The following is an 11337-nucleotide window of genomic DNA, read 5'->3' as shown; positions in this document are numbered from 1 at the left end:
CCGACCGGCCGGGCGGATTCGGTAGATGCCGCAAGTCGAGGCCGCTCAGAAGGTCAGCGCACTCGAAGCCGAGCGCAACACGGTCATCCACAATAATGCGTCCCGACAGGCGACAATCCATCGAACGCCAGATCACCGCCGCGACCGCCCGACCGCCGGAGCGGAAAGAGCACAACAGTACACTCCAGCTGTCGCTCGGGCCCGAGGACCGCAGCGAACACATCTGGGACACAAACGGGGGACGCGGTGCCCGACAGCGAGGCATCCGAGAGGACAACATGGGTTTCTGGGATCAGCTCAAGACGAAGACACACGAGTTGAACGGACAGCTCCAGACCAAGACTGCGCAGTTCAAGAACAAGGAGTTCGCCAACGGCGCCATGGCGATGTGCGCGCTCATCGCGGCCGCGGACGGTCGCATCGATGCTTCGGAACGGCAGAAGACGGCCGCCCTGATCATGTCCAACGAAGCGCTCAAAGTGTTTGCACCGGAAGATCTTCGACAGAAGTTCGACTGGTTCTGCGACAAGCTTCAGGGCGACTACGATTTCGGCAAGGTGGAGGCCACGGCAACGATAGGCAAGCTGAAGGCGAAACCCGAGCAGGCGCGGGCCGTGATTCAGATCGGCATCATCATCGGCGGCGCCGACGGCGACTTCGACGCTGACGAGAAGGCAGCCGTCAAGGAAGCGTGCTTTGCCGTCGGTATCAACCCGGGCGAGTTCGACCTCTGAGACGACCGACGTGCGCGACGGTCGCCGATCGTTCAGATTCTGTTCAGCGGCAGTAACTCTGTTCCATGCCGCGGCCTGAACGGTGACATCTAGGCTTCATCCCGATCGCCGGAACCTGCCGGAAATCGACCACAGACCCCGATCACCCGAACGCATCGGGGATCAACACAGCAACAAGTCCAGGAGGACGAAACATGGGCGTGAGCCTGACCAAGGGTGGAAATGTCTCGCTGACCAAGGAAGCCCCCGGTTTGACCGCGGTGGCCGTTGGTCTCGGCTGGGATGTTCGCACCACCAGCGGGCAAGACTTCGACCTCGACGGTTCCGCGATCGCGTTGGGCGCCGACAAGAAAGTTGTCTCCGACCAGCACTTCGTGTTCTTCAACAACCTCAAGTCGCCGGAGGGCGCGATCGAGCACGCCGGTGACAACCTGACCGGTGGTGGAGACGGCGACGACGAGATCATCAAGGTCGACCTCGCTGCCGTACCGACGAACATCGAGTCCATCGTGTTCCCGGTATCGATCTACGACGCCGCCAACCGCTCGCAGTCGTTCGGTCAGGTCACCAACGCGTTCATCCGCATCGTCAATCAGGCGGACAACTCGGAGCTCGCACGCTACGACCTGTCGGAGGACGCTGCCACCGAAACCGCGATGGTGTTCGGTGAGCTCTACCGCAACGGCTCGGACTGGAAGTTCCGCGCAATCGGTCAGGGCTACGCATCGGGACTGTCGGGCATCGCCCGCGACTACGGCGTCAACGCCTAGACCGACAATTTCCGCGGCGGCGTAGCTGATCGCGGATCGGTTGCGCCACCATTTCAGCGGACAGTGCCAATGGCGGGGTAGTTATATCTTCGGCATTTTTCAGGTCTCACGTACCAATGCTTCGCCAGCTGGGGTCAGCTGATCCCTCTCTAGCAAGCACTTTCGATCGGAGTAATCATGAGCGTCTCACTAGCCAAGGGCGGCAACGTCTCGTTGTCGAAGCAGTCGGCCCATCTGACGGCGATCACCGTCGGGCTCGGTTGGGACCAGCGCACCACCAATGGCGACGACTACGACCTCGACGCATCCGCCCTGTTGACCGGTCAGAATCGAAAAGTACTATCGGACCCGCACTTTGTGTTCTACAACAATCTCAACTCCCCCTGTGGGGCAGTCGAGCACACCGGCGACAACCTCACCGGTGCCGGTGAGGGCGACGACGAGTCGATCAACATCGATCTGACAACACTCGATCCACGCGTGACCAACATCTTCTTTCCGGTATCGATCCACGAGGCCGTCGAGCGCAGTCAGTCGTTCGGTCAGGTCATCAACGCGTTCATCCGCATCGTCGACCGCAACACCGGTATCGAGCTTGCACGCTACGACCTGTCCGAAGATGCCTCGACCGAGACGGCCATGATCTTCGGCGAGGTTTATCGTCTGGGGTCCGAGTGGAAGTTCCGCGCTATCGGTCAGGGCTACGCATCCGGTCTGTCGGGCATCGCCCGCGACTACGGCGTCAACATCTGAGCAACGCCCTACAAAGAAAGGCCACCCCACGTGGTTCTCCGCATTTTCGGAGTCTCGTTCGTCGTTACGGTCGTCGCCCTGGTGGTGGCGTTCCTCTACGGCGGCCCGCAGGCACTGCTACTGGTCGCCATCCTCGGCATCCTCGAGGTCTCCCTCTCGTTCGACAACGCGGTCATCAACGCGACCGTCCTGGCCCGGATGAGCGAGTTCTGGCAGAAGATCTTCCTCACCATCGGCATCCTCATCGCCGTCGTCGGTATGCGGCTGGCCTTCCCCCTGATCATCGTCTGGATCGCCTCCGGGCTCGGCCCGGCGGCGGCGATCGACCTTGCACTGAATCCTCCAGCAGGCGGCGGGGCATACTTCCCGGACGGATCGCCCAGCTACGAAACGTTGATCACCGACGCGCACCCGCAGATCGCTGCTTTCGGTGGAATGTTCCTGCTGATGCTCTTCCTCGGCTTCATTCTCGAGGAAAAGGACATCACCTGGCTGTCGTGGATCGAGCGACCTCTCGAGAAGATCGGCAAGCTCGACCAGCTCGAGGTCGTCATCGCCACCGGTCTGCTGGTCCTTACTGCCGTGTTCATCGCTCACGACGACGAGACCTCGACGGTCATGATCGCCGGCGTGCTGGGCATGATCAGCTACATCGCCGTCAACGGTCTCGGGGAGCTGTTCAACAGTGACGAAGAGGAGCCGTCCGGCCGTTCCGGACCGACCCAGCTGGCCACGGCAACGGGTAAAGCAGGGTTCTTCCTGTTCCTGTACCTCGAGGTCCTGGACGCGTCGTTCTCGTTCGACGGCGTGATCGGCGCCTTCGCTGTCACCGCGGACCCAGTCATCATCGCCCTCGGCTTGGGCTTCATCGGTGCGATGTTCGTCCGCTCGCTCACGGTGTACCTGGTCCGCCAGGGAACCCTGACGGAATACGTCTACCTCGAACACGGCGCACACTACGCGATCGGTGCGCTCGCAATGATCCTGCTCTACTCCATCGGTACTCACGTCTCGGAGATCTTCACCGGCCTCGTCGGCGTCGTAGTTATCCTCGCAGCACTGATTACCAGCATCATCCGCAACAAGCGCATCCCGGACGCCGCCGCCGACGACCGCGACAGCGCCGAGCGAGAGCCTGCGAACGCCTGACCAACCCGAGCTGTTGCGCCCCACTCCCATGAGCGGGGCGCAACCCGTATCACAAGGAGAACCAATCATGGCGATCAACCTCAACAAGGTCACCCTCGACAAGTCCACACCCACCGTCTCACTCGCCAAGTCCGGTGACAGACAAGGCACGATGCGGGTCAACCTCAACTGGACCGCGCGCGCTGCAACGCCGGACAAAGGATTCCTCGCCAAGCTCAAGGCCGCGGCGACACCGGGCATCGATCTGGATCTGGGCGCGATGTACGAGCTGGCCGACGGCACCAGGGGTGTAGTGCAGGCACTCGGGAACTCGTTCGGTGCGGTCAACGAGCCGCCGTTCATCTACCTCGACGGGGACGACCGCAGCGGCGGCAACACCGCGGGAGAGAACCTGCACATCAACCTCGCCGACATCACCAAGTTCCGGCGGATCCTGATCTTCGCCTTCATCTACCAAGGTGTCCCGAACTGGTCGCAGGCCAACGGTGTTGTGACTCTCTTCCCCTCCTCCGGCCCGCAGGTCGAGGTCGAACTCGACTCGGCGGACAACCAGGCCCTCTCCTGCGCGATCGCGATGCTGGAGAGCAATGGCCGGGAACTGACCGTCACCCGCGAGGTCCGCTACATCCGCGGTGGGCAGCAGGAGATCGATCAGGCCTACGGATTCGGCATGGAATGGACGGCGGGCAGTAAGTAGCCGACTAGCGGCTGACGTCAGGAGGCCGGCGGACCCACCACGGACGGGTTCGCAGGGCCGAGTAGTTGGCTCCGGCGCGGTCATCACATTGCAGGAGTTCAGTGCCGCCTGCTCCCTGCCACGAGAGGGACGGATCCGGCTCAGGTCGCTGACGGCAAGGTACGGTTCCGAGAGTTCACACCACACCGGGGCCGGGCGGAGCGTGTTGTCATGCGTGCCTCGGTGGTCGGCGTGACCAATCGGGGAGTGACCTTCGTGGATCTGCTGACCGCCCTGGTGACGCGATGACTGAACCGGTCGAGGTGAAACCAGTCTTTCCCGCTAGTACACGGGACTAGTGAAGGGGAACCCGTGACGTCCCGATTCATCACCGAATGGCGACAGTGGTGCGAGCCCCATGTCTGGAAGGTCTCGCAGCAAGCCCGCGAAATCTACACCACGTAGAAGGCTGCAGGCGAAAAGACCCTCACCTAGATCAACCCCCTCACTGCGACAGCCGTGCCATCAATCCCGGAACCCTCTATCCACGAAGGACTTTGACGTGTCACAACAGCTGAGCAAGGGGCAGAACGCACCGCTTTCCGGTACCGAGGTGATGGTCTCCGTGAGCGTCTCGGCTCCAGCCGACCTATCGGCCCTCCTTGTCACCGAAGCGGGAACGGTGCGTTCCGACAACGACTTCATCTTCTACAACCAGCCCAGTGGCCCCGGAGTGAGCCTGCAGGCCAGCCTGCCAGGGCAGCCGGCCAACCTTCTCGTGTCCCTCGCCGACGTCCCCGCAGACATCGCAGAGGTTCGAGCCATCATCACCCTCGCCGACGCCACAAGCCGGTTCGGCCTCTACGCACCCCCGATCACGCAACTACGCGACCCGGCCGGCGACGTTCTGTTCGAGTACCGGATCGACGGCCTCGACAGCGAGTCGATCGTCATTGCGCTCGACCTCTACCGCCGCCAGGGTATTTGGAAGGTGCGCGCCGTCGGACAGGGCTACGCCGGGGGGTTCGCTGCCCTGGTCACCGACCACGGGGTCACCGTCGACGACGCACCCACCCCGACACCGGTGGTCACCGGCGCGGCACCGACCATGACGGCGCCGCCGGTCGGTCACCGCGCCGGCAACGGGGCCACCGCCGGCATCCACCCGAGCCCGCCGTCGCAGCAGCAGTTGACCCCGTCGCCCGCCGCGGTGCAGTCGGCGCAGCCATCCTTGGACCTCCTGCCGATCGACATGCGCAAGCGCCTTGACCTGCGCAAAAGGCAGGTCGCGGTCTCGTTGAAGAAGCACGGCGGCGACAAACTGAAGGCCCGCGTCGTCCTGGTCCTCGACGCATCCGGGTCGATGACCAAGCTCTACAACAAGGGCATCGTCACCGACGTCGTGGAGCGGATGGCCGCGGTGGCCGCGCAGCTCGACGACGACGGAACCATGCAGGCCTTCATCTTCGCCACTAATAGTGCACGCCTTCCTGATCTGGAGATCAGTGACCTACCCGAGTGGACCCGCCTCCACGTCCGGGTCGGCGAAATGAACCGGGTCGGCGAAATGAAGCTGTTCGGACGTTCGAAGAACAAACTCGTGCCGCGCCAACTCGACATGGGTGACATTGGATTCCTGAACGAAGAGCAGAAGGTCATCGCCGACGTGCGCGCCATGGTACGAGCTGACCCGCAGCCCGTACCGACGCTGGTCCTGTTCTTCTCCGATGGCGGCGTGTACCGCAACAGGGAGATCGAGGAGCAACTTCGGGACGCGGTCTCCGAGCCGATCTTCTGGCAGTTCGTCGGACTGGGGCGCGCGGGATTCGGAGTCCTCGAGAAGTTCGACACCCTGCCCGGCCGACTCGTCGACAACGTCGGATTCTTCTCCGTCGACAAGATCGAGACCATTCCCGACAAGAAACTGTACGACAGCCTGCTTTCAGAGTTCCCGTCCTGGGTCAAGGACGCACGCAAGCACGGGATCCTCTTCTGAGACGCAAGTCCGGCATCTACGCGTGCGACTCCTCGTCGGCGCTCGACTTTGGAATGCAGAACTGTCTGGCTGGGCCAAGAAACCTGACAGCGGAAGTAGCGCAGTCGATCTGCGATAGGCGACGGGGTCTCGGTGGCGGGCCTACTTGCGGCCCGCGGCCCATTTCAAACCCCAACGGTATGCCTTCGAGACCTCGGATTGAGTTCCGTTGATGTAGCGAACCTCGCGGGTGACGGTCAGCTCGTTGTTCTCGTTCTTCAGAAGAGCGATGGCGCAAGATCGGGCACGATTGTCCGGGGAATCCAACCGCACCTCAACCTCAGGTCCGGTGGGGGGATACAGGGTGACGACTCCGTCAGCGGCGGACCAATTAGGGGCTCCGTCGTAGATGTAGGCGAAGATCAGGATGCGCTTGAACTCAGCGAGATGGTCGAGGTTGATATGGAGGTTCTCGCCGCCCGCGGTTCTCCCGGACCGATCATCTCCGTCGAGCCTTATGTACGGAGGGCGGTGGAGGTTGCCGAATGATCTGCCGAGTGCCTGCACGACGCCTTTGGACCCGTTCTTGAGTTGGTAGAGGCAGGCGAGGTCAAGATCGATTGCGCCGCCACCGAACAGTCCGCGGCGACCCTGGGTCCAGTTGAGGTTGACCCGCATCGTGCCTGTCTGTCCACTCTTGGCTAGGGAGACTGTGGGACTTGCCTTTGTGAGGGTTACTTTGGTGAGTTGGACTGGCTGTCTCCGGATAGGGGCCAGGGAGGGGGAGGGGGTGGAGTTTGTAGGAGATGAGACGGGTTGCGTTGGCGGCTTCGGCGGAGCACTTGGGGCGTCGTCAACAACGACACCATGCTCTGTGACAAGTCCTTTGAGGCCGCTGTCCCAACCGGCCGACACGTTCCGGACCTTCCACTGATCACCACGCCGGTAGATCTCGGCGAGTACGGCGGCCCGCTCGGTGGTAAGACCGAGTGCGGGGGCCGAGATCGAGCCCAGTGTGACACCGAGTCCAGATATGTGGGCGAGGCTTCCTGGTGCTGAGTCGTCCATACTGACGGCGAGGCGCAGCGTTGCGATGTCTTGAGGCACCCTCGTCACGTCGACGGTGACCGTGCTCGGTCCGGTCAGCCGGATCGCGCCTTCTGGGGAGACCGGCTCGTTGAAGAACACGAAGTCGCTGTCGCTGCGCACCTTGCCTGCCGCGGTCACTTGGAAGACCATCAAGTCAACGGTGCCTGGGGTGACGCCGGGGACGTTGATCGTGATCTGCGTGGCGCCCAGTGGAGTGTTCTGGCCGCGAGCGAGCGAAGTCATCGTTCTCTCCTGCTTGTCGTCGGGGCGGAGGCGTCCGCCTGAGCATCGCCGGCCTCGCAACCGGTCAGGATGAGGATCGTAGCTGATGAGGTGACCACGTCTGTCCAGAACACGGCGCGGTCACTTCGACGCGGGTTCGACAAGGACGGAGGGGGATGTGGACTTGACGGTGGTCTCACTCGGGATCAGTCCGGTGGCGAGGTCGGCATAGGATGGGTCCGCAGGCAGAGCCCTCAGAACCTCGCGCCCACGATCACTGAGGATGTCCGGGCTCGATGTTGCTTGGCGCCCGACCGGTTCCCCGGCGACGATGCGACGCAGCGACTCCCGACCCGTGGGACCGTCAATATCGGCAGACGGGAAGCAGCGCTAGGCTCTACCCGGATTGTCGGAATTCATCCGGCCATCACCTTCAAACCCCGTTAGCCGGAGCACCGCCGACTAGCGATTACAACAACGACGAGTGCAGGAGAACCGACATGGGCGTGAGCCTGACCAAGGGTGGAAATGTCTCGCTGACCAAGGAAGCCCCCGGGTTGACCGCGGTCTCCGTCGGTCTCGGCTGGGACCTTCGCACCACTACCGGCCAGGATTTCGACCTCGACGCGTCGGCGATCGCGCTGGGCGCCGACAAGAAGGTTGTCTCCGACAAGCACTTCGTCTTCTTCAACAACCTCAAGTCCCCGGAGGGCGCCATCGAGCATGCCGGCGACAACCTCACCGGCGAGGGCGGCGGTGACGACGAGGTCATCAAGGTCGGCCTTACGGCCGTCCCGGCGAACATCGAGTCCATCGTGTTTCCCGTGGCGATCTATGACGCGGACAACCGCTCGCAGTCCTTCGGCCAGGTCCGCAATGCCTTCATCCGCGTCGCGAACGAAGCTGACGGCACCGAGATCGCCCGGTACGACCTGTCGGAGGACGCTTCCACCGAAACCGCCATGGTGTTTGGGGAGCTCTACCGCAACGGCTCGGACTGGAAGTTCCGCGCTATCGGCCAGGGCTACGCTTCCGGCCTGTCCGGCATCGCTCGCGACTTCGGCGTCAACGTCTAACCGATCCTGAACGAGTGGCGGTATAATTCGATTCGAATAGGTTGCGCCGCTGTGCTTTCGGAATTCCCTCGGCAACATGTGGGGTGGGGGGACCGAATCCGCTCTGGCCAGATGACCCACCGCACTGCCTCCACGTCACCACTTAGACCACACCAGCTCAGCGAAGTCCGATTGCCTGGAGAATGACAGAGACCGGTAATAGGAGGCAGAACGCAATGCAACTCAGCAAGGGTCAGAACACCACGCTGCCCAACCATCCGGTTATGATCGCTGTTTCCTGGCCGGGAGTAAGCCATGTCGACGCAGACCTGTCGGCGCTGCTGCTGGCCGATGGCTGCGTCCGTAGCGACGACGACTTTGTGTTCTACAACCAGCCGGGCTCACCAGACGGATCGGTCACCCACACGGGCAAGACGCGCACCGATGGTGTTGTCACCGACACCCTCGTCTGCACCCTCTCGCAGGCGGATCCCGCCATCGACGCGGTGGCTGTCTCGGTCAGCGTCGACGGTCCAGCCGCGGCGCGCTTGGCCGATCTAGGAGAGCTGGCTGTGGAGGCAGCCGTCGGCACCGAGACGTTCACCTTCATCATCGACGACCTTTCTGACGAAACCGCAGCGGTCGCAGTCGAACTCTACCGCCGCGACGGACGGTGGAAGCTGCGTGCCGTCGGCCAGGGCTACCGCGACGGGCTCGCCGGCCTGGCCCGTGACTTCGGCGTCACCGTCGAAGATGAGACCACCACCCCCATCCCTGACCCAGTCGCCGACTCACCCGCCGACTGGCGAAATCCGTCGGTTCCCGCCGGGTACGAGATCTGACTGGTACGGAAGGACGAACGCATGGGTTTCCGATTCCAGAAGCGCATCAAGCTCGCTCCCGGCATTTCACTGAACGTGTCCAAGGCCGGCATCGGCTACTCCGTCGGTGGCAAGGGCGTCCGCATGACAAGGGGCGCGAACGGACGGGTCACTCGAACACTATCGGTACCCGGAACTGGTCTGTCGCACAGACAGACACTGCGTGGATCATCGACACGTCGATCCACCAGCCGACGGGCCACCTCCCCGCAGCCCCAGCCGACCTCACAGCCACTCCCGGTGCACTCGATCACTCCGCCCCCTCCTCCGCCGCGACCACAGTGGGCGAACGACGCTCTCACTCTCGCGGACTCGCACGACCCCACCGACTTCGCGCCGTTGGCCCGATACTGGGGCCCGTCGATGCCCGAGTTGCGGATCCTCATTGCCACCCTCGAAGGTCTCCTCCACTTCACCGCCGGCGCCGACGACCCAGTGCGCGCGCAGCGGGCGCGTGAGCTGCTGGCATGGTCGATCGCCCAACGGGCGGACTTCACACCTATCGAGGCGTTGCTTGCTGAACTCGCGGACCACACCTGGCCGGTGGAGATCGTGCACGGTGTGACCGCGAACTTGCATCTCGGGGACTCCGTTGCAACATTGGCAGTCGCCGAGCTACACCAGGCGGCTGGCGAGATCGGTGCCGCGATCGACGCGGTAGAGCAGATCGACGACCCAGCCACCCCCGCTGCCCTATCGCTCGCCGACTTGTACAGCGAGGCCGGTCGGGACCGAGATGTGATCGACCTGACCAACGGCGTCACAAACGAAGACGATGCGACGGCGCTGCTACTGGCACTGCGGGGACGCGCCTTCGCCCGTCAGGGCTACGCGGAAGCGGCCCGTGAGTCGTTCAAGGAAGCCCTTCGCGTGCGAACCCGATCAGCGAGTGTGCGTCATCGGGCACTGATCGAGCGAGCACAGGTCGACCTCGCACAGAACCGGAAGGCAGCTGCCAGGAAGAGCCTCGAGAAGATCCTGGCTGAGGATCCCGCCTACCCTGGCCTGACCGAGGCGCTCGCCGCGCTGCCGACCGTATGAGGGGCCGCGGATGACACAGGAAATCAGGCCTGTGTCCGACCTCCTGGTACTCCGCGCGTCCCCGTCCGCTGCGCCCGCTGCAAATCCGAGGAAATTACCTCCACCTGGGCACGGTCGGGGATTCCTGCCCGCAACGCTTCGGCGATGGAACCCGCCGCGCGGATGCCACCGTACGTGAGTTGTGAATCATGCCACCCGCCAACGACTCCCTCGACGTGGTGAGTCGCCTCAGGATGAGCTACGACGTACAGATTGCGCACCTGTGTGTTCCTCTCTTGCCGGAGCGCCGCCCTTGCGTGCGTACCTACGGTGCGAAGTGCCCGGCCTCAGCCGAGCTGTCACCGCGGTGCATCTTCCCGCGCAAGGTGTGCGGCGCGAAGGACAGGCACAACGAAGAGGAAGCACAGCGGCGGCCACGCATACACCGCTGCGGCTGCGATCGGTGGCAGCGACCCGGCCGGCACCATCACCTTCTCGACGGCCGGGAGCATCGACACCCCGGTTCCCGCGATGAGCATCGACCAGGCGTACCAGCGTTTGCTGGTCATCTGCAGCACACCTCGGGCTGCCATGACTACGAGGCCGAGGATGGGCAGCGGCCACAGGTGCGCCTCAACCGGCCCGTAGTTATAGCGCCCGGCGAGTCGGCGAGCATCGAATAGTTCAGGACGAAGGCGAGGGCGGCGATGCCGTACAAGCCCCAGACGATGAGGTTCTTCGTGAATCGGTCCATGCTGCGGCCCACTTCCGGGCGATGTTCGGTCTTCTCTGGTCTGGTCATGTCCGACTCCTGGACGTCGATGCTGGAATTGACAGCTTCGCGTGCACGCTCGACAGCGGCCGAGTTCGCATTGAATTCTTCAGCCATTCAATGCCGTTCTCGGGGAGATCTTTTCAGTGAACAGGCGTGATCATTCGCAGGCGACGCCGTCACCGTCCCGGTCGAGTTTGCTGGCGTAGCCGGGTTCGCCGACGTAGATGGGTGCGGCGCC

14 protein-coding genes and 1 pseudogene are annotated in these 11337 nt (G+C 63.3%); 9 read left to right on the top strand and 6 right to left on the bottom strand.

What is annotated here, in order from left to right:
- The first annotated feature begins 278 nt into the window (after positions 1-278).
- The 6 genes from RM2_RS21985 (at position 279) to RM2_RS21960 (ending at position 6078) form a co-directional block, all read left to right on the top strand.
- The gene (locus RM2_RS21985; protein ID WP_072691623.1) at positions 279-734 is read left to right on the top strand and encodes a tellurite resistance TerB family protein; all 456 of its coding nucleotides are present in this window, start codon (positions 279-281) and stop codon (positions 732-734) included.
- A gap of 194 nt (positions 735-928) precedes the next feature.
- The gene (locus tag RM2_RS21980; RefSeq protein ID WP_072691621.1) at positions 929-1504 is read left to right on the top strand and encodes a TerD family protein; all 576 of its coding nucleotides are present in this window, start codon (positions 929-931) and stop codon (positions 1502-1504) included.
- A 177-nt stretch (positions 1505-1681) separates the two neighbouring features.
- Entirely contained in the window at positions 1682-2257 is a 576-nt protein-coding gene (locus RM2_RS21975; protein ID WP_072691620.1) for a TerD family protein, read from the top strand.
- 30 nt (positions 2258-2287) lie between these two features.
- Positions 2288-3406 carry a DUF475 domain-containing protein gene (locus RM2_RS21970; RefSeq protein WP_072691619.1) on the top strand — a complete coding sequence of 373 codons (1119 nt, stop codon included), beginning with the start codon at positions 2288-2290 and terminating at the stop codon, positions 3404-3406.
- Between the two features lie 67 nt (positions 3407-3473).
- Positions 3474-4103 carry a TerD family protein gene (locus tag RM2_RS21965; RefSeq protein ID WP_072691618.1) on the top strand — a complete coding sequence of 210 codons (630 nt, stop codon included), beginning with the start codon at positions 3474-3476 and terminating at the stop codon, positions 4101-4103.
- 541 nt (positions 4104-4644) lie between these two features.
- Positions 4645-6078: a vWA domain-containing protein gene (locus tag RM2_RS21960; protein WP_218017265.1), complete on the top strand. Its 1434-nt coding sequence runs from the start codon at positions 4645-4647 to the stop codon at positions 6076-6078.
- Between the two features lie 141 nt (positions 6079-6219).
- On the opposite strand, the gene RM2_RS25455 is transcribed toward RM2_RS21960, so the two are convergent.
- Together RM2_RS25455 and RM2_RS25450 are read right to left on the bottom strand one after the other, a co-directional pair.
- A complete protein-coding gene (locus RM2_RS25455; RefSeq protein ID WP_245814092.1) occupies positions 6220-6834 on the bottom strand; it encodes a TerD family protein in 615 nt (204 codons plus the stop codon).
- Between the two features lie 105 nt (positions 6835-6939).
- Positions 6940-7389, bottom strand: a pseudogene (locus RM2_RS25450) (TerD family protein); the annotation flags it as partial.
- Between the two features lie 479 nt (positions 7390-7868).
- Here RM2_RS25450 and RM2_RS21950 point away from each other — a divergent pair.
- From RM2_RS21950 to RM2_RS21940, 3 genes are all read left to right on the top strand, one after another.
- Entirely contained in the window at positions 7869-8444 is a 576-nt protein-coding gene (locus tag RM2_RS21950; RefSeq protein WP_072691616.1) for a TerD family protein, read from the top strand.
- Positions 8445-8659: 215 nt separating this feature from the next.
- Positions 8660-9265, top strand: coding sequence for a TerD family protein (locus RM2_RS21945; protein WP_072691615.1), 606 nt, complete (start codon positions 8660-8662; stop codon positions 9263-9265).
- A 21-nt stretch (positions 9266-9286) separates the two neighbouring features.
- Positions 9287-10345, top strand: a complete 1059-nt coding sequence (locus RM2_RS21940; protein WP_072691614.1) for a DUF4236 domain-containing protein — start codon at positions 9287-9289, stop codon at positions 10343-10345.
- A gap of 23 nt (positions 10346-10368) precedes the next feature.
- Here RM2_RS21940 and RM2_RS21935 read toward each other — a convergent pair whose 3' ends face one another.
- The 4 genes from RM2_RS21935 to RM2_RS21920 form a co-directional block, all read right to left on the bottom strand.
- Positions 10369-10605 carry a histidine phosphatase family protein gene (locus RM2_RS21935; RefSeq protein WP_084721944.1) on the bottom strand — a complete coding sequence of 79 codons (237 nt, stop codon included), beginning with the start codon at positions 10603-10605 and terminating at the stop codon, positions 10369-10371.
- Positions 10606-10683: 78 nt separating this feature from the next.
- Positions 10684-10893 carry a hypothetical protein gene (locus RM2_RS21930; protein ID WP_139277891.1) on the bottom strand — a complete coding sequence of 70 codons (210 nt, stop codon included), beginning with the start codon at positions 10891-10893 and terminating at the stop codon, positions 10684-10686.
- 26 nt (positions 10894-10919) lie between these two features.
- Positions 10920-11126: a hypothetical protein gene (locus tag RM2_RS21925; RefSeq protein WP_169846798.1), complete on the bottom strand. Its 207-nt coding sequence runs from the start codon at positions 11124-11126 to the stop codon at positions 10920-10922.
- Between the two features lie 130 nt (positions 11127-11256).
- On the bottom strand, positions 11257-11337 hold an 81-nt coding region (locus RM2_RS21920), incomplete at its 5' end, for an excalibur calcium-binding domain-containing protein (RefSeq protein WP_139277892.1).

The sequence above is a fragment of the Rhodococcus marinonascens NBRC 14363 genome (genome assembly GCF_001894885.1).
Classification (GTDB): Bacteria; Actinomycetota; Actinomycetes; order Mycobacteriales; family Mycobacteriaceae; genus Rhodococcus_F; species Rhodococcus_F marinonascens.
This window is presented reverse-complemented; position numbering and strand designations above follow the sequence as displayed.

What these genes read in the sequence shown, in the direction of transcription:
- RM2_RS21985 (WP_072691623.1), top strand. Translation starts at nt 279, where the DNA reads ATGGGTTTCTGGGATCAGCTCAAGACGAAGACACACGAGTTGAACGGA.
- RM2_RS21980 (WP_072691621.1), top strand. Translation starts at nt 929, where the DNA reads ATGGGCGTGAGCCTGACCAAGGGTGGAAATGTCTCGCTGACCAAGGAA.
- RM2_RS21975 (WP_072691620.1), top strand. Translation starts at nt 1,682, where the DNA reads ATGAGCGTCTCACTAGCCAAGGGCGGCAACGTCTCGTTGTCGAAGCAG.
- RM2_RS21965 (WP_072691618.1), top strand. Translation starts at nt 3,474, where the DNA reads ATGGCGATCAACCTCAACAAGGTCACCCTCGACAAGTCCACACCCACC.
- RM2_RS21950 (WP_072691616.1), top strand. Translation starts at nt 7,869, where the DNA reads ATGGGCGTGAGCCTGACCAAGGGTGGAAATGTCTCGCTGACCAAGGAA.
- RM2_RS21945 (WP_072691615.1), top strand. Translation starts at nt 8,660, where the DNA reads ATGCAACTCAGCAAGGGTCAGAACACCACGCTGCCCAACCATCCGGTT.
- RM2_RS21940 (WP_072691614.1), top strand. Translation starts at nt 9,287, where the DNA reads ATGGGTTTCCGATTCCAGAAGCGCATCAAGCTCGCTCCCGGCATTTCA.
- RM2_RS21930 (WP_139277891.1), bottom strand. Translation starts at nt 10,893, where the DNA reads ATGACCAGCAAACGCTGGTACGCCTGGTCGATGCTCATCGCGGGAACC.
- RM2_RS21925 (WP_169846798.1), bottom strand. Translation starts at nt 11,126, where the DNA reads ATGACCAGACCAGAGAAGACCGAACATCGCCCGGAAGTGGGCCGCAGC.